Origin of the sequence: Inquilinus sp. YAF38, assembly GCF_052113205.1 — a bacterium.
GTDB lineage: Bacteria > Pseudomonadota > Alphaproteobacteria > DSM-16000 > Inquilinaceae > Inquilinus.
The window spans coordinates 1-16,364 of the sequence record NZ_JBFRCU010000028.1; the positions used below are offsets into that span (position 1 = coordinate 1).

Genomic DNA, 16,364 nt, shown 5'->3' on the forward strand with positions numbered 1-16,364 from the left:
ACCCAGGGCGCCGCCCCGCCCGTCGCCCCGGCCGACGCCGCAGCGCCCGCCCAGACCGACACCGCCGCGGCGACGCCCCCGAGCGCCCCCATCCCGGGCAGCCCGCCGCCGCCCCTGCGCTGGCTGAGCCCGGTCCCCGACCGGCTGATCCCGATGCTGGAGGCGCGCTATGCGCCGATGGTGGCGCCGGCGGTGATCAACTGGCGCGACGCGCCGTTCCAGGTGGCCGAGATGGAGCTGGACGAGAAGCCCGGCCAGCTGACCCCGGACGTGATCGTGTTCTGGAACGACGCCAAGCACTGCGACTCGAGCGGCTGCCCCTGGGAGATCCTGGCCGAGGGCTCGCAGTCGCTGACCCCGGTCGCCGACGGCAAGGCGCACGAGCTGGCCCTGGCGCCGAGCTACAGTTCCGGCAAGCGCGATCTGCTGGTCGACGAGAACCGGCTGTTCCGCTGGACCGGCAAGGGCTGGGCGCCGGAGTATTACAAGCCGGAAAAGGTGCGGTAATCAGCCCACACGCGGGCTGCCCTGAAGGCGCCATGCCAGCTGGTCCAGCCGGTCGGCGCCCCAGAAGCCTTCGCCGTCGAGCAGGAAGAAGGGCGAACCGAACACGCCCTTCGCCGCCGCCGCGTCGGTCTCGGCCCGCAGCCGGTCCTTGACCTCCTGGCGCTGGATTGCCGCCGCGGTCTCCGTTGGATCGAGGCCGAGCCCAGCGGCGATCCGGACCACCGCCTCGGGCGCCGCGATGTCCTCGCCGCGGCCCCAATGCGCATCGTAGAGGGCGACGGCGAGGTCATGCGCCAGGGCCGGCCGGTCATCGGCCAGCCACCACACCGCGCGGGACGGCGCCAAGGCCGCGATCGGCCATTGCGCCGGCAAGGTGAAGGGGACGCCCAGGAAGGCGGCGAAGCGCGCCACATCCTGCTCCAGATACGGCCCGCGCACCGGCAGCTCGCGGATCGGCCTGGTGCCGATCTGCTTCATGATCGGGCCCAGCAGCACCGGCTTCCACCGCACCTCACGGCCGTAACGCGCGGCCAGCACGTCGATCCGCCTGGCGCCGAGATAGCCATAGGGGCTGGCGAAATCGAAATAGAACTCGATCGGCCACGGCATCCTGGCTCTCCTCCCGGCCCTGATTCGGGCCTGCGACTGGCGCCAGAGCCTCTCTAGGCCACCCGTGGCGGAACGCGAAGTCCGATCAGCCGGAGTGATGCGGCGGAGGGGCCAGATCATCGAGCCGTTTCAGGAACGGGGTCATGTCCCTGGGCCCGGATTTGGTCCTGGCGACCGCCTCCTCCAGCGGGAGGTCCATGTACAAGTAATCCATCCCGCCGCAGGCCGCGCCGAGAGCTTCGCGCAGGCTGGGCATCACCTCAGGCCATTGTCCCGGCGCCACGTGATCCACCATCGCCTGCAAGAGCGCCTCGAGGGCGGCGACCTGGTCGGCGGTCGGTTCGTCGTAATCCTGGTCCTGCGGCGGAAACATCGGCAGCTGTTCGGCCAGGGCCGTGACCAGCGCCGGCCGGCCGGCGGCGTCCCGCATGGCGATGCCGGCCAGGACCGCCTGCAGGGCCGGCAGGCATTTGGTCGTGTGCAGCCAGCCGACAGCCTTGGCCAGCGCCAGAAGCTCCTGGTCGCCCGCATCGCCGGGCTTGGCGGAATTCGCCCGCAGCAGCCGGTGGAACTGCTCGGCCTGCGCCTCGGTCCGTCCCATGGATTCGAGGTCCTTCGGGGTCGGCACCGCCGCTTCGGCGGCGGGATCGGGATCACCGTCGCCGGCCGGTCGTACCTGCATCGGCGCGACCGGTCCGGGCTGCACGGTCCTCAGCGACCCCCGCTCCGCATCGTCCCCGTCGTCCTCCTTCTCGTCGGCCGCCGGCGGCCAGGTGCAGCCGGCGACAGCCCGCAGCCAGTCCATCAGCGACCGCGTGGTTCCGATGGGCAGCTTCTCGTCCATCGGGAGCCGGAGATTCGTATGCGGTGTCTCGGTCATGCAGCGCTTCCGCAGGGTTGTGGAGCGGGCACCAGCGTCTGGGCTCCGGGATGATGTTTCCATCCTGCGGCACGGGTTCCGATCCACCCCATGCCATCGCGGCATGCGCTCATACCGCGACGCATGTCCCGAATGTGACCGCCCCGATTCCGGGCCGACCCGGCTTCGCCCCACATTCGCGCCGCCTATGCACGGCCTCGCCCTCGACGAACGCCACCGAGGCGAAGCTGCCGCCGACCACGATGACGTCATGAGCCATGATGGGCATCTCCGAGAGAGAGACCGCTTCCGGCGTTCAGCCGGCGGGCATCGGCCGCGATGTCGGCCAGGGTCAGGGCGGCGAGGCGCCGGTCGAGCGCGCGATCGGCCTCCTGCACCGCCTCGTCCAGCGCGGCGGTCACCGCCCGCAGGATCAGGCAGGTCGGCTGCGGGACGTCGAAGGCGGCGAGCGCGACCACCCGCTCGCCGAGGGTAAGTGCGATGGCGACGGGATGCCGGCGCCGGCCGTGTATTAGGATAGGACACCGACGATGCGAGTCCGGCCATGGCAATGACACCGCCCAGAGGCGATCACAGTGCGCGCGGCGACCTGGCCACGCTGGGCCGGGTCATGCCCTATCTGTGGCGCGGCGAAAGCTGGGGCGTGCGGCTGCGCATCCTGGCCTGCGTCGCCCTGGTGTTCCTGTCCTCCTTCGCCGTGGCGCTGGTGCCGTTGCTGTTCTCGCTGGCGATCGATGCCTATGCCGGCAAGGCGAATGCCTGGGCGGTCGGGGCAATGGGAGTGATCACCGCCTATGCCGTTGCCTCCTGGGTCGGGCGCATCCTGGGCGAGCTGCAATACGCCGCCTACGGCCCGATCGAGCACCGGCTGGTGCGGCGGCTGAGCCGCACCTTCTTCACCCATCTGCACGGGCTGTCGCTGCGCTTCCATCTGGGCCGCCGCACCGGCGCGGTCAGCGAGGATCTGGGCCGCGGGTTGTCCGGCATCCGCGAGCTGATCTACGACGTCGCCTTCCGCATCCTGCCGCTCTTGATCGAGATCGCCGCCACCTGCTTCATCCTGCTGGCGCATCTGCCGCCCTTCTACGCCCTGGTCACCGCCGCCACCTTGGCCGCCTTCGCCTGGGCCATGACGCTGGGCGCCGACAGCCTGCGCAGCACGATCCGGACCATGAACCGGGAGAGCAGCAGCGCCCATGCTGTCGCCATCGACAGCCTGATCAACTACGAAACGGTGAAGTATTTCGGCGCCGAGGGCGCGATCGGCCGCCGCTACGACGAGCGGCTGGAGGAGGTCGAGCGGCTGGCCGCGCGAGGGCTGGCGCTGCGCAGCCTGAACGGCATCGCCCAGATGACGGTGCTGAGCGTCGGCCTCGCCATCCTGCTGATCCTCGGCGGCCAGGCGGTGCAGGCCGGCACGATGTCGGTCGGCGACCTGGTGCTGCTGAACACCTATTTCGTCCGCCTGGCCCGGCCGCTGGAGCAGCTGAGCCGGCTGTACCGGGTGATCCGCAACTCGCTCGGCTCGGTCGAGCAGATGTTCGCGCTGCTCGACGAGGCGCCGGAGGTGACGGATGCGCCGGGCGCGGTGCCGCTGCCGCCCGGCCGCGGCGACCTCGTCTTCGAGCACGTCTCCTTCGCCTACGACCCGCGCCGGCCGATCCTGCGCGACGTGTCGTTCACCCTGCCGGCCGGGCGGACCGTGGCGGTGGTCGGGGCCTCGGGCGCCGGCAAGTCGACCATTGCCCGGCTGCTGTTCCGCTTCTACGACCCGTCCGAGGGCCGGATCCTGATGGACGGGCAGGATCTGCGCGACCTCACCCAGGCCTCGCTGCGTGCCGCCATCGCCGTGGTGCCGCAGGACACGGTGCTGCTGAACGAGACGCTGTTCGACAACCTGGTCTTCGGCCGGCCCGAGGCAACGCAGGTGGAGGTCGAGGCCGCGGCGCGGATCGCCCAGCTGGACCGCTTCGTCGCCGGGCTGCCGGATGGCTGGGAGACGCGGGTCGGCGAGCGCGGGCTGAAGCTGTCGGGCGGCGAGAAGCAGCGCGTCGCCATCGCCCGCGCCGTGCTGAAGCAGCCGCGGCTGTTCATCTTCGACGAGGCGACGTCATCGCTCGACAGCGCCACCGAGCAGGCGATCCAGGAGCGGCTGGCCGAGGCCTCGCGCGGCACCTCGACCCTGATCATCGCCCACCGGCTGTCGACCGTGGTCCATGCCGACGAGATCCTGGTGCTGGATCGCGGCCGGGTGGCGGAGCGCGGCAGCCATGGAGTGCTGCTGGCCCGAGACGGGCTCTATGCCGCCTTGTGGCAGCGCCAGCACCGGGTGGCCGAACCGGTTGTCGAATGATGTCGGATGTATCCCACTTACTCTCCCCCTCCCCTTGCGGGAGGGGGTTAGGGGGAGGGGTTTGGCCCGCGAGAACGATGCCCGATGCTCAGCGAGGCCTGACGGCAGATTCTGGTGATCTCACGTCGGCTCTCTTCGATCGACACCCCCTCCCCCTACCCCCTCCCGCGGGGGGAGGGGGAGAATATTAGGGGATGTTCCGAGCGATGATTGTGGGTCGTCAATCCACCTTAATCCCCGCCGCCTCGGCGGCGTCCAGGGCGATGGCGGTCCAGTCGAGGTCGCCGCGGCCGCGGGCGATCGAGCCGATGAAGCGCTCGCGCAGCACCGCGGCGAAGGGCAGCGGCACCCCCGCCTTCTCCCCGGCCGCCAAGGCCAGGCCGACATCCTTGAGGCCGAGCGGCATGCGGAAGCCGGGCGGCGAGAACTTGCGATCGACGATGAAGCCACCATAGTTTTTGTAGATCGGGGCGGCGAAGATCGAGCTGGAATACAGCTCATGCGCCTGGCGGGCGGAGACGCCGTGCTTCTCCAGCAGGGTGAAGGTCTCAGCCATCGCCTCGATCGCCGCCGCGATCATGAAGTTGCCGCCGATCTTGACGACGTTCGCGGCCTCCGGCGCCTCGCCGAAATCATGCACCGCCTGGCCCAGCGCCTCCAGCACCGGCCGGACCTTGTCCTTGGCCGCGGCGGGCCCGGAGACGGCGATCCAGAGCTGGCCGGAGCCGGCCGCCGGCGGCCGGCCGAAGACCGGCGCCCCGACATAGGCCGAGCCGGCCTCGGCGTGCGCCGCGGCGAGATCGGCGGCGATCACCGGGCTGACCGTGCTCATCGAGACGTGCACCCCGCCGTCGCCGAGGCCGGACAGGATACCGGCGTCGCCCGTGGTCACGCCCTTCAGCGCCACATCGTCGGCCACCATGGACAGGACGATGCCGCCCGCAGCGGCCTCGGCCGGCGTCGCCGCCCGCTCCGCGCCCTTCGCCAGCAGCGGCTCCTCCGCCGCCGGGCTGCGGTTCCACACCGCGACCGGCCAGCCCTGGTCGAGCAGGCGCGCCGCCATCGCCGCGCCCATGCTGCCGAGGCCGACCACGCCGATCCGCGTCTTCTCCGTCATCGTCCCGTCCTCTCGTTCCGCTATGCCGCCCGCTCGATCGCCACCGCCGTGGCCTCGCCGCCGCCGATGCACAGCGCCGCGACGCCGCGCTTGAGGCCGTGGGTCTGCAATGCATTCAACAGGGTGACGATGATCCGCGCTCCCGACGCGCCGACCGGATGGCCGAGGGCGCAGGCGCCGCCATGGACATTGACCTTGTCGTGCGGCAGGTCGAGGTCGCGCATCGCCGCCATGGTGACCACGGCGAAGGCCTCGTTGATCTCGAACAGGTCGACATCCTTCGCCGACCAGCCGGTTTTCTGGAACAGCGTCTCCATCGCCCCGATCGGCGCGGTGGTGAACCAGGCCGGCGCCCGGGCGTGGCTGGCATGACCGGCGATCTGGGCCAGGATCGGCAGGCCGCGCCGCTCCGCCTCCGACCGGCGCAGCAGCACCAGCGCCGCGCCGCCGTCGGAGATCGAGCTGGAATTGGCTGCCGTTACCGTGCCGTCCGGTCGGAAGGCGGGCTTCAGCGTCGGGATCTTGTCGGGCTTCGCATTGCGCGGCTGCTCGTCGACCGTCATCACCACGTCGCCGCCGCGGCCCTTCACCGTCACCGACGCGATCTCGCGGGCGAAGGTGCCGTCCCCCGACGCCTTGCGCGCCCGGTCCAGGCTGGCCAAAGCGAAGCGGTCCTGCTGCTCGCGGGTGAACTGATAGTGCTGCGCCGTGTCCTCGGCATAGGTGCCCATCAGCCGGCCGGGCTCATAGGCGTCCTCCAGCCCGTCGAGGAACATGTGGTCCAGCACTCGGCCGTGGCCCATGCGGTAGCCGCCGCGGGCCCGGTCCAGCAGATAGGGCGAATTGGTCATGCTCTCCAGCCCGCCGGCGACGCCGATGCCGATCGAGCCGGCGGCGATGGCGTCATGGATCTGCATCACCGCCTTCATGCCGGAGCCGCACATCTTATTGACCGTGGTGCAGGGCACCGCATCGGGCAGCCCGGCGCCCCGCGCCGCCTGGCGCGCCGGGGCCTGGCCCAGGCCGGCCGGCAGCACGCAGCCCATCACCACCTCCTCCACCGCATCTGCGGCCAGGCCGGCACGCTCCAGCGCCGCGCGGATGGCGACGGCGCCGAGTTGCGGCGCCTTCACATCCTTCAGCTCGCCCTGGAAGCCGCCCATCGGGGTGCGGGCCGCACCCGCGATGACGACGGGATCATTCGCGCTCATGACATCCTCCGGTGTCTCGTTGATCGGATGCTAGCACGGGCGGGCCACCCCTGGGCGAGGCCGGATCGACCCGGTACAGTGCGCGCCACCGTTCCCTGGGCAACACCGCGGCTTCCATGACCGATCCCCTGCTCGGCGGCCTGTCCGCCGCCGAATTCCTGGCCCGCCACTGGCAGAAGAAGCCACTGCTGATCCGCCAGGCGATCCCGGGCTGGACCAGCCCGGTCACGCCGGACGAGCTGGCCGGGCTGGCCTGCGAGGACGGGGCGGAGAGCCGGCTGGTCACCCGTCGCCGCGGCAAATGGGCGGTGCGGCACGGGCCGTTCGACGAGGCCGATTTCGGCAAGCTGCCGGCCAAGGACTGGACCCTGCTGGTCCAGGGCGTCGACCTGTGGGAGCCGGCGGTGGCGGCGTTGCGCGACCGCTTCCGCTTCGTGCCGGACTGGCGGCTGGACGACGTCATGGTCAGCTACGCCCCGGCCGGCGGCGGCGTCGGCGCCCATATCGACCAGTATGACGTGTTCCTGCTGCAGGGCCTGGGCCGTCGGCGCTGGCGGATCGGCGGCGCGGCCGAGATCAGGCCGGCCTGGGTGCCGGACCAGCCGCTGAAGCTGCTGGCCAATTTCCAGCCGGCCGAGGAATGGGTGCTGGAGCCGGGCGACATGCTGTACCTGCCGCCGGGCTGGGCCCATGACGGCGTCGCCGAGGATGACTGCCTGACCTTCTCGATCGGCTTTCGCGCCCCGAGCGTGGCCGAGCTGGCCGGCCGCTTCGCCGCCGCCGTGGCCGATGCCGAGGACGRGGAGCGGCGCTATTCCGACCCCGACCTGGCGCCGCCGTCCAATCCCGGCGAGATCCCGGACGCGGCGATCGAGCGGGTGCGCGCCTATCTCGCCGAGAGGCTGGACGACCGCCGCTTCCTGGCCGGCTGGCTCGGCAGTCTGCTGACCGAGCCGAAGGAAGAGCGCGAGGCGCCGCCGCCGCGCAAGCGCCGGCCGGCCGGGGCGCTGCGTCGGGCGATCGGCAGCCGCCTGGCCTTCGCCCGCGACGGCGATGGGCTGGTGCTGTTCGCCGACGGCGAGGCGCATCCGGCCCCGAACGGCGCCGCGGCCGAGGCGGCGCTGCGCCTGTGCGGCGACGGACGGCTGGCGGCTGATCAGGCCAAGTCGGCCTGGGGCGATCCGGCGGCGGCGGCTCTGCTGGATGCGCTGCTGGCCCAGGGCGCGATCGAGCCGGCCGGAAAGAACGGTTGAGCGGGATCGTTTTGGCAACGCGGCGAAGCGGAACCGCTTCTATCGGCCGGGCCGCTCAGGTAAGGATTCCCCACCAACAACAAACCCGAACAGGTCGATCATGCCGATTGCAAGCCGTCGTGCGCTCCTGGCCCTGCTTCCCGTCCTGGCGATCGCCGCCTGCGCCCCCAAGGCGGGCGGCGCCTACCAAGCCTTCTTCCTCAAGGACAGCGCCGTGCTGACCCCGGAATCACGCCAGACGGTTGCCAATGCGGCTGCCGAGGCCAAGAACTGGGGCGCGAAGTCGATCGCCATCGACGGCTTCGCCGGTGTCAGCGGCCCAAAGGACGCCAACCAGAAGCTGTCGGCCGAACGGGCCGAGGCTGTGGTTGTCGCCCTGCAGCAGGACGGCGTCTCCCCCACCCTGATCCACCGGGTCGAGGCCCATGGCGAGGCCGGGGCCCTGGCGAATGTCGCCGTCGGCGAGCGCCGGGTGGAGATCAGGATCACCTACTGAGCCCCTTGCCTGTCATTGCCGGCCATCAAGCCCGGCAATGACAGGAAGAGGGGTGGACCCTAGCCGCGCTGGCTGCGCAGCGTGTCGCGGATTTCCTCCAGCAGCACCTCGCTGCGCGGCGGCGCGGCGGGTGCCGCGGCTGCGGCTGCCTCGGGTTTCTTCATGAAGCGGTTGACCTGCTTCACCAGCAGGAACACGGCGAAGGCGATGATCAGGAAGTTGATGATCGCATTGATGAAGACGCCATAGTTGATCGTCGCGGCGCCGGCCTCCTTGGCCGCGGCAAGGCTGTCGTAATGGGTCCCCGACAAGTTGATGTAGTAATTCGAGAAGTCGACACCGCCCAGCAGCACGCCGATCGGCGGCATGATGATGTCGTTGACCAGGGAACTCACGATCGTGGTGAAGGCCACGCCCATGATGATGCCGACCGCCAAGTCGATCACATTGCCACGGGCAATGAAGGCCTTGAACTCCTGTAACATCCGCTGCCCCCACATCGCTGTTGGTGGCCGATGCCGGCCGCAACACAATTGTATATAGCCGATTTCGACGGGATTACAGGAAAACCTTCAAACATCCTGACAAAACAGACAAAAAGGCTGATTGATCGCGCCAAGAAGATCCGGGGAATCACCTTGACTTTCGGCGCGGCAGGATCAAATTGCGCCGCCTCGCTATTCACAATGACCGGCGGCCGACGCGCCGGCGGACCGCCCGGGCCGGGAAGGAAAACGACCGATGCGCCTGTTCTTTTTCGGCACGCTGCAGGATCCCGACCTGTTCGCGCTGGTGATCGGCCGCCCGATGGCGGCCCTTGCGGCGCGACCGGCGACCCTGCTGGGCCGGCAGAGCCGCAAGGTGAAGGGCGAGAGCTATCCGATCCTGGTGCCGCACCCGGACGGGCGGGTCGACGGAGTATTGGTCGAGGGCTTCGCCGGCGATGAGATGGACCGGATGCAGTTCTTCGAGAGCGACGACTACGCGCTGCAGCCGGTGACCGTGGCGCTGGCCGACGGCAGCCAGGCCGAGGCGCAGATCTACGCCTCGACCGGCGCGCTGGAGGATGCCGGCGAGCCCTGGCACCTGGAGACTTGGCAGGCGACCGAGAAACCGCGCACCCTGATGCACCACGAAGCCTATATGTCGCTGTACGGCAAGATGAGCAGCGCCGAGGCCGCGCAACGCTGGCCCGAGGTCAAGGCCCAGGCCGACCGGCGCTATGCCGAAGCCCGCGCCGAGCGGCATTTCGCCGAGCGCCGACGGCCGCGGTAAGGTCAGGCCGCGCCCTTCCCGTCCACCGCTTCGAGCCGCTGCAGCAGCAGCTCGACCGCGCGGGTCAGGCGAACCACCTCCTGCTCGCGCAGCAGGTCGATCTTCTGGTGCAACTGTTCGATCTCCAGCTCGGCCTTGATGTTGATCTTGTAGTCGACCTCGGCGTGCTGGCGATCGATCTCGGACTGCCGGTTCTGGCTCATCATCAGGATCGGCGCGGAGTAGGCTGCCTGGAACGACAGCGCCAGGTTCAGCAGGATGAACGGGTATGGGTCCCAGGCCTGGATCCAGCCGACCACGTTCGCCATGATCCAGAGAAACAGCAGTACGCTCTGCACGATGATGAAGCGCCAGGAGCCGACGGTCGCCGCCACGCCGTCGGCCAGGCGCTGGCCGAAGCTGAGGCCGCCGTGCTGCTTGACCCGGTGGCCGCGCCGCTGCTGCCGCAGCTCGCGCAGCAGCTTCTCGTCCTCCGGCGTCAGGCTGGGGGCATGGCTCATGGACTCTCTCCTGGCGATGGGCCGCGGCGAACCGGGTTCGTGACTGTTACATCGGCAATCATTTCGCCCGATTCTGCCATCGTCCGGTAGCGGCCGACTGCGAACCTCACCCATCGAACCTGTGGTCCGCCGCGTCGAGCAAGGGGTGAGTGTGATGAGACCGGACTGGTCATTCGCCCCGGACCGGACGCCGCCTGGGACCCTGCGCCGGGCCGTCGCGAAGGTGGCGCAAGCCGTGATCGACGGCTTCGCCTTCTGTGCCCATGGCATGCATCCGGAGCTGTTCTGCCGGGTGGAGGAGCCGCCCGGCCCAGACCCGGATGCGCTGATCGACGACGCGCCGCGCAGTTGGCGCTCCGATTTCGACGTGGAACTGCACCGGGCCGTGTCGCTGCACCGGTTCAGGGGATAGCTGGCCAGATCGCCCCGGAGCGGCCAAGCTGCTTCCATGCGCCTCTATGCCATCAGCGACCTGCACCTCGCCTCGGACGCCAGCTTCGAGCGGCTGAACGCCCTGCCCGGCCATCCCGAGGACTGGCTGATCCTAGCCGGCGACATCGCCGAGACGGCGGACGGGCTGGGCCGCGCCTTCACCGCGCTGGCCGAGAAATTTGCCCGACTGATCTGGGTGCCGGGCAATCACGAGCTGTGGACCCGGGCCCGCAGCCCAAGCGCCCCACGGGGGGTCGAGCGCTACGAGTCGCTGGTCGCGCTGGCCCGGCGGCACGGCGTGATCACGCCGGAGGACCCCTATCCGATCTGGACCGGGCCAGGCGGCGAGCACGTGATCGCCCCGCTGTTCCTGCTGTACGACTACAGCTTCCGCCCGGCCGACCTGCCGGTGGAGGAGGTCGTGGCCTGGGCGGCGGAGGAGAGCGCCGTCTGCGCCGACGAGCTGCTGCTGTACCCCGATCCCTATCCAACGCGGCAGGACTGGTGCCGGGTCCGGGTCGAGGCAACCACCAAGCGAATGGCGGCGCTGCCGGCCGAGATGCCGACCATCCTGGTCAACCACTATCCGCTGCGCCGCGACCTGGTGCGGATCCCGCGCATCCCGCGCTTCAGCCCCTGGTGCGGCACGGTGCTGACCGAGGACTGGCACCGGCGCTTCCATGCCACGGTCGCGGTCAGCGGCCATCTGCATGTCCGCCACACCGACTGGCGCGACGGCACCCGGTTCGAGGAGGTGTCGCTGGGCTATCCCTACCAATGGGAGCAGGCCTACGGCGTCGGCGCCTATCTGCGCGAGATCCTGCCCGGGCCGCCGGAGCCGACACCGAGCGTCAGGGCGTCAGGGCAACGTGCCGGACCGCGATGACCGGCTCGCGCTCGGGCCTGCGCAGCGCCAGCCCCAGCAGGTGGCGGGGCGAGGGCCGCCACTGCCGGAAATGCCAGGCCGTGCCGTCCACCGCGGGGTCGAGGAAGCGCACCGCCGGCCGCTCCGACAGCGCCTCGACCACGAAGCTGTCCAGCGCGATGGTCAGGCCGCCGCCCAGCGCCTTCACATAGGCTTCCTTGACCGTCCAGATCGAGAGGAAGGCCTCGCGCCGCCGATCCGCCGGCACCGCCCGCACCGAAGCCGCCTCCGCCGCGGCGAAGCGGCGGTCGGCGATGCGCGGCTCGACCACCCGGCCGAGCCATTCGAGATCGACGCCGATGACGCTGCCGGGCGCGGCGGCGCAGGCGACCATGCCCTCGGCATGCGAGATGTTGATGCCGATCGACCGCCCCGCCTCCGGCCGGCAGACCAACGGTTTGCCGTGGTCGCCGATGGCGAAGTCCCAGTCGCCGGCCGGCACCCCGGCGATCTCCTGCAGCAGCCGACGCATCAGCGACCGGGCGGCGGCGAAGCGGCGGCGGTCGCCCGGCATGATGAAACGCGCGGCCCGCGCCCGCTCGGCCGCGGTCAGGAACGGCAGGCAGGCCTGGTAGAGGGCCTCGTCCTCGGGCACCTCGGCCGTCCAGACATGAGCGTCGGCGGGGGCGTCGCTCATGCCACCCTCACTTCGGCCCCCTCACTTCGGCTCCACGCCGCCGAGCTTGCAGATGTGCTTCCACTCGGCGTCGCTGACCGGGGCGACCGACAGCCGCCCCTGGCGGATCAGGACGAGGTCGGACAGGGCCGGGTCGGCCTTCATCTGCTTCAACGTCACCGGGGTCTTCAGCGGCCGCGAGGCCTGCACGTCGACCATGCCGAAGCGGCCGCTCTCGTCGCTCGGATCCGGGTAGTATTCGCGCACGATCTCGACGATGCCGACGATCTCCAGCCCCTCATTGGAGTGGTAGAAGAACGCCTCGTCGCCGAGCTTCATCGCCTTCAGGTTGTTCGAGGCCGCGTAGTTGCGGACGCCGTCCCAATGGGTGCGCTTGGCCTTGACCATCTGCTGCCAGCCCCATTTGACGGGCTCGGACTTCACCAGCCAGTGCTTCATGGCTCAGCCCTTCGGATAGACGCGGCGCCAGGGGGTGATGACGACGCTGGCCGGCAGGCCCGCCTTGCTGAACGGGTCCTCGGCGACGAAGCGCTCGGCCTCCGCCCGGTCCGCCGCCTCGATCAGCAGCAGGCTGCCGACCATGGTCTGCCCGTCAGCCGAGAGGTGGGGACCGGCGGCGATGATGCGGGCGGCATTGGCCTCGAGATAGGCGAGATGCGCCGGCCGGTTGGCGAGGCGGATCTCCAGCCCGTCCGGCCGGTCGACGGTGACGATCGAGAACTGCAAGGATTCCTCCGATACGCTGATGCTGGCGACGCTAGCGGAAACGGCCGGCCAGTTCCAGGTCAGGCCTCGCGTTTCGCCGGGCGCAGCAGCAGGCCGGCGATGGCGGTGTCGATCGCGGCGCCGCGGTTCAGCACGGCGTCGACCGCGGCGATCACCGGCGCCTCGACGCCCGCCTGCGCCGCCAGCCGGGCCGCTGCCGCGGCGGTCCACACCCCTTCGGTGACCGACCGGCGCTCGCCCAGGATCTCGGCCAGCGGCCGGCCCTGCCCCAGCGCGATGCCGAGCGAGGTGTTGCGGCTGGTGGCGCTGCAGGCGGTCAGCAGCAGGTCGCCCAGGCCGGACAGGCCCATCAGCGTCTCCGGCCGCGCCCCGAGCCCGGCGCCGAGCCGCATCATCTCGGCCAAGCCGCGGGTGACCAGCGCGGCGCGGGCGTTCTCGCCCAGGCCTCGTCCCGTCACGATGCCGGCGGCGATCGCCAGCACATTCTTCAGCGCGCCGCCCAGCGCGACACCGCGCAGATCCTCGCTCCAATACAGGCGCAGCGTCTTGTGGCCGAGGCTGCGGGCCAAGGCGGCGCCGGCCTCGGCATCGGCGCAGGCCAGGGTCAGAGCGGTCGGCAGGCCGCGCGCCACCTCGGCGGCGAAGCTGGGGCCGGACAGCAGCGCCGGCGCCGACCCCGGCCGCACCTCGGCCGCGACCTCATGCATGAAGCGGCCGGTCGCGGTCTCGATGCCCTTGGCGGTGATCACCAGCGGCCCCGGCCGGGGCGGCAGCCGTTCCAGGATCGGGCGCAGATGCTGGGCCGGCACGGCCAGGACCCGCAGCCCCTCGGCCGCGGCGAGGTCGGCGGTGACCGCGATCCCCGGATGCAGCGCGATGCCGGGCAGATAGGCGGCGTTCTCGCGGCTGCCCTGCATCGCCGCGGCACGGTCCGGGTCGCGGGCCCACAGCACCACGTTATGGCCGGCCTCGGCGAAACTCTGCGCCAGCGCCGTGCCCCAGGCGCCGGCGCCGATCACGGCGATCCGCCCTTTAGCCATGGGGGCTCAAGCCTTCACCCCGGCGCCGATCGCGGCCGTGGCGGTCGGATCGAGCGGCCAGCGCGGCCGAGGCGCGCAGTCGAGCCCGTCGACCAGGCCGAGGCGCAGCCGCTCCAGCCCGGCCCAGGCGATCATGGCGCCGTTGTCGGTGCACAGCGCCAGCGGCGGCGCGACGAAGGGGAGTCCGGCCGCCGCCGACACCTCGGAGAGGCGGGCGCGCAGCCGCTGGTTGGCGGCGACGCCGCCGGCCACGACGAAGGCGCCACCGGCCGGATGCTCGGCCCGGAACCGGGCGATCGCCCGCTTCGCCCGATCGGCCAGCGAGGCCGCCACCGACTCCTGGAAGGCGGCGCAGAGATCGGCGACGTCCTGCGGCGCCGGCGGCTGCGGCAGCCCGGCCACGGCGCGGCGCACCGCGGTCTTGAGGCCGGAGAAGGAGAAGTCGCAATCCGGCCGCCCGACCATCGGCCGCGGCAGGGCGAAGCGCTTCGGATCACCGCTCCGCGCCGCGGCCTCGACCAGCGGCCCGCCGGGATGGCCGAGGCCGAACATCTTGGCGACCTTGTCGAAGGCCTCGCCGACCGCGTCGTCGATGGTGGTGCCCCAACGCCGGTACCGGCCGACGCCCTCGACGCAGAGCAGCTGGCAATGGCCGCCGGAGACCAGCAGCAGCAGGTAGGGGAAGTCGACGCCGTCGGTCAGCCGCGCCGTCAGGGCATGGCCCTCGAGGTGGTTGACGCCGAGGAAGGGCAGTCCCCGGGCGGCGGCGATGCCCTTGGCGGTCATCACCCCGACGGCGACGCCGCCGATCAGCCCCGGCCCGGCCGTGGCGGCGATGCCGTCGACCGCGTCGAGGCCGAGCCCGGCCTCGGCCAGCGCCCGGCGGACGACGCCGTCGAGATGGGCCAGATGGGCGCGCGCCGCCACCTCGGGCACCACGCCGCCATAAGGGGCGTGCTCCTCGATCTGGCTGAGCACGACATTGGCCAGGATGCGCCGCTGGTCGTCGACCAGGGCCGCCGCCGTCTCGTCGCAGGAGGTCTCGATGCCGAGCACGATCATGATCGGCCCGATATAAGCGGTCTGCCGGCGGGACGAAAGGACCGGTCGACCCTCACTCCTGATTGCGACGCTCCGCTGCCCTGCGGATCCGGTCGCGCAGAGACTCGAAATAGGCAGCGTCGACCGGAGAGGTCAGCGGGGACTTGGCCCCCAGGAGCAGCGCCTCGCGAAGCGTCCGGCGATCCCGATCCTTCCGGGCCGGATCGTCGGCGTCTTCGGGCGGGAGATCACTCGTCGTGCCCATGCCTGATGTTATGCCGCCCTGGTGAGCGTTGACGAGCCCGATCCGGTTCATGGCGACGGCGACAGGGGCTTCAACCGGCCACGTCGCCGCAACCGCCCCGTCCGGCTTGCCCGCCGGGCGCCGGGCTTCTAGAAGTCGGGCCATGGACATCGTTCTCCGCATCGGCACGCGCGGCAGCGCCCTTGCCCTCGCCCAGGCCGAGGAGACGCGGCGGCGTCTGATCGCGGCGCATCCGGCCCTGGCGGCGCCCGGCGCGGTCGAGATCGAGGCCGTCCGCACCACCGGCGACCGGGTGCAGGACCGGCCGCTGTCCGAGATCGGCGGCAAGGGGCTGTTCACCAAGGAGATCGAGGACGGCCTGCTGGACGGCAGCCTGGACATCGCCGTCCATTCGATGAAGGACATGCCGACCCGGCTGCCGGACGGGCTGATCATCGGCGCCCTGCTGCCGCGCGAGGACCCGCGCGACGCCTTGTTCGCCCGCGACGAGGCCCTGACCGGCCCGGCCAGCCTGGCGACGCTGAAGCCGGGCGCTGTGGTCGGCACCTCCGGCCTGCGACGACAGGCGCAGCTGCTGGCGCTGCGGCCCGACCTGCGGGTGGTGCCGTTCCGCGGCAATGTCGACACCCGCCTGGCCAAGCTGGATGCCGGCACGGTCGACGCCACCCTGCTGGCACTCGCCGGGCTGAAGCGCCTGGGCAAGGCCGACCGGGTCTCCGCCGTGCTCGACCCGCAGGAGATGCTGCCGGCCGTGGCCCAGGGCGCCATCGGCATCGAATGCCGCGAGGCGGACGAGCGGGTGCTGGCCCTGCTGTCCGCCATCCATGACCGCGACACCGGCGACCGGGTGGCGGCCGAGCGGGCTTTGCTGACGGCGCTCGACGGCAGCTGCCGCACCCCGATCGCAGCGCTGGCCGAGCTGGGGCCCGGCGACACGCTGACGCTGATTTCCCGCGTTGCCCTGCCGGATGGCAGCGAGATGCATGAGGACCGGCGCGAGGGTCCTCGATCCGAGGCGGCGCGGCTGGGCACCGAGGCCGGCGAGGCCCTGCGCCGCCGCATCGGCCCGCGCTTCCTGGCCGGATGAGGGCCCGCCG

At 71.2% G+C, this 16,364-nt stretch carries 20 protein-coding genes and 1 pseudogene; 8 read left to right on the forward strand and 13 right to left on the reverse strand.

Translation table 11 applies throughout. The features are described 5' to 3' along the window. Window positions 1-507 (forward strand): annotated as a pseudogene (locus AB4Z01_RS14685) (hypothetical protein); the annotation flags it as partial. Here the strand turns inward: AB4Z01_RS14685 and AB4Z01_RS14690 are convergent. The 3 genes from AB4Z01_RS14690 to AB4Z01_RS14700 all read right to left on the reverse strand — a co-directional run bounded on the left by AB4Z01_RS14690 (window position 508) and on the right by AB4Z01_RS14700 (window position 2,454). Then, window positions 508-1,116 (reverse strand): 2-hydroxychromene-2-carboxylate isomerase, encoded by a 609-nt coding sequence (locus AB4Z01_RS14690; RefSeq protein ID WP_441694773.1) that lies wholly within the window; start codon window positions 1,114-1,116, stop codon window positions 508-510. Between the two features lie 85 nt (window positions 1,117-1,201). Then, complete coding sequence (locus tag AB4Z01_RS14695; protein ID WP_441694774.1) at window positions 1,202-1,996, reverse strand: hypothetical protein; 795 nt, start codon at window positions 1,994-1,996, stop codon at window positions 1,202-1,204. Window positions 1,997-2,244: 248 nt separating this feature from the next. Next, window positions 2,245-2,454 carry a hypothetical protein gene (locus tag AB4Z01_RS14700; RefSeq protein ID WP_441694776.1) on the reverse strand — a complete coding sequence of 70 codons (210 nt, stop codon included), beginning with the start codon at window positions 2,452-2,454 and terminating at the stop codon, window positions 2,245-2,247. 86 nt (window positions 2,455-2,540) lie between these two features. On the opposite strand from AB4Z01_RS14700, the gene AB4Z01_RS14705 reads away from it, so the two are divergent. Continuing rightward, window positions 2,541-4,349: an ABCB family ABC transporter ATP-binding protein/permease gene (locus tag AB4Z01_RS14705; protein ID WP_441694777.1), complete on the forward strand. Its 1,809-nt coding sequence runs from the start codon at window positions 2,541-2,543 to the stop codon at window positions 4,347-4,349. A 220-nt stretch (window positions 4,350-4,569) separates the two neighbouring features. Here the strand turns inward: AB4Z01_RS14705 and AB4Z01_RS14710 are convergent, their stop codons facing one another. Both AB4Z01_RS14710 and AB4Z01_RS14715 read right to left on the reverse strand, forming a co-directional pair. Next, window positions 4,570-5,466: an NAD(P)-dependent oxidoreductase gene (locus AB4Z01_RS14710; RefSeq protein ID WP_441694779.1), complete on the reverse strand. Its 897-nt coding sequence runs from the start codon at window positions 5,464-5,466 to the stop codon at window positions 4,570-4,572. A 20-nt stretch (window positions 5,467-5,486) separates the two neighbouring features. Next, entirely contained in the window at window positions 5,487-6,677 is a 1,191-nt protein-coding gene (locus tag AB4Z01_RS14715; RefSeq protein ID WP_441694780.1) for an acetyl-CoA C-acyltransferase, read from the reverse strand. Between the two features lie 116 nt (window positions 6,678-6,793). Here AB4Z01_RS14715 and AB4Z01_RS14720 point away from each other — a divergent pair, with 116 nt between their 5' ends. Next, window positions 6,794-7,930, forward strand: a complete 1,137-nt coding sequence (locus tag AB4Z01_RS14720) for a cupin domain-containing protein (RefSeq protein ID WP_441694782.1) — start codon at window positions 6,794-6,796, stop codon at window positions 7,928-7,930. A 100-nt stretch (window positions 7,931-8,030) separates the two neighbouring features. Beyond that, on the forward strand, window positions 8,031-8,426 hold the full coding sequence (locus AB4Z01_RS14725) for an OmpA family protein (RefSeq protein WP_441694783.1): 396 nt from the start codon (window positions 8,031-8,033) through the stop codon (window positions 8,424-8,426). Window positions 8,427-8,485: 59 nt separating this feature from the next. On the opposite strand, the gene mscL is transcribed toward AB4Z01_RS14725, so the two are convergent. Continuing rightward, on the reverse strand, window positions 8,486-8,911 hold the full coding sequence (gene mscL, locus AB4Z01_RS14730; protein ID WP_441694784.1) for a large conductance mechanosensitive channel protein MscL: 426 nt from the start codon (window positions 8,909-8,911) through the stop codon (window positions 8,486-8,488). Window positions 8,912-9,167: 256 nt separating this feature from the next. On the opposite strand from mscL, the gene AB4Z01_RS14735 reads away from it, so the two are divergent. Beyond that, complete coding sequence (locus AB4Z01_RS14735) at window positions 9,168-9,701, forward strand: gamma-glutamylcyclotransferase family protein (protein ID WP_441694785.1); 534 nt, start codon at window positions 9,168-9,170, stop codon at window positions 9,699-9,701. Window positions 9,702-9,703: 2 nt separating this feature from the next. Here the strand turns inward: AB4Z01_RS14735 and AB4Z01_RS14740 are convergent, their stop codons facing one another. After that, a complete protein-coding gene (locus AB4Z01_RS14740) occupies window positions 9,704-10,201 on the reverse strand; it encodes a DUF1003 domain-containing protein (protein ID WP_441694786.1) in 498 nt (165 codons plus the stop codon). 154 nt (window positions 10,202-10,355) lie between these two features. On the opposite strand from AB4Z01_RS14740, the gene AB4Z01_RS14745 reads away from it, so the two are divergent. Beyond that, window positions 10,356-10,613 (forward strand): hypothetical protein, encoded by a 258-nt coding sequence (locus AB4Z01_RS14745; RefSeq protein WP_441694787.1) that lies wholly within the window; start codon window positions 10,356-10,358, stop codon window positions 10,611-10,613. 36 nt (window positions 10,614-10,649) lie between these two features. After that, a complete protein-coding gene (locus AB4Z01_RS14750; protein WP_441694789.1) occupies window positions 10,650-11,519 on the forward strand; it encodes a metallophosphoesterase family protein in 870 nt (289 codons plus the stop codon). Here AB4Z01_RS14750 and AB4Z01_RS14755 read toward each other — a convergent pair. Genes AB4Z01_RS14755 through AB4Z01_RS14780 form a run of 6 tightly spaced genes read right to left on the reverse strand, consistent with a single transcriptional unit; the run spans window position 11,485 to window position 15,411 of the window. Then, entirely contained in the window at window positions 11,485-12,195 is a 711-nt protein-coding gene (locus AB4Z01_RS14755) for a 4'-phosphopantetheinyl transferase family protein (RefSeq protein WP_441694790.1), read from the reverse strand. The two genes, AB4Z01_RS14750 and AB4Z01_RS14755, sit on opposite strands and share 35 nt — an antisense overlap. Window positions 12,196-12,216: 21 nt before the next feature. Continuing rightward, entirely contained in the window at window positions 12,217-12,633 is a 417-nt protein-coding gene (locus tag AB4Z01_RS14760; protein ID WP_441694791.1) for an EVE domain-containing protein, read from the reverse strand. 3 nt (window positions 12,634-12,636) lie between these two features. Further along, window positions 12,637-12,921 carry a YciI family protein gene (locus AB4Z01_RS14765; protein ID WP_441694792.1) on the reverse strand — a complete coding sequence of 95 codons (285 nt, stop codon included), beginning with the start codon at window positions 12,919-12,921 and terminating at the stop codon, window positions 12,637-12,639. Between the two features lie 59 nt (window positions 12,922-12,980). Next, a complete protein-coding gene (locus AB4Z01_RS14770; protein WP_441694794.1) occupies window positions 12,981-13,961 on the reverse strand; it encodes an NAD(P)H-dependent glycerol-3-phosphate dehydrogenase in 981 nt (326 codons plus the stop codon). A 6-nt stretch (window positions 13,962-13,967) separates the two neighbouring features. Continuing rightward, entirely contained in the window at window positions 13,968-15,023 is a 1,056-nt protein-coding gene (tsaD, locus tag AB4Z01_RS14775; protein WP_441694796.1) for a tRNA (adenosine(37)-N6)-threonylcarbamoyltransferase complex transferase subunit TsaD, read from the reverse strand. A 52-nt stretch (window positions 15,024-15,075) separates the two neighbouring features. Next, window positions 15,076-15,411, reverse strand: coding sequence for a hypothetical protein (locus tag AB4Z01_RS14780; protein WP_441694798.1), 336 nt, complete (start codon window positions 15,409-15,411; stop codon window positions 15,076-15,078). Here AB4Z01_RS14780 and hemC point away from each other — a divergent pair. Then, the gene (gene hemC / locus AB4Z01_RS14785; RefSeq protein ID WP_441694800.1) at window positions 15,410-16,354 is read left to right on the forward strand and encodes a hydroxymethylbilane synthase; all 945 of its coding nucleotides are present in this window, start codon (window positions 15,410-15,412) and stop codon (window positions 16,352-16,354) included. The two genes, AB4Z01_RS14780 and hemC, sit on opposite strands and share 2 nt — an antisense overlap. Window positions 16,355-16,364 lie beyond the last annotated feature (10 nt).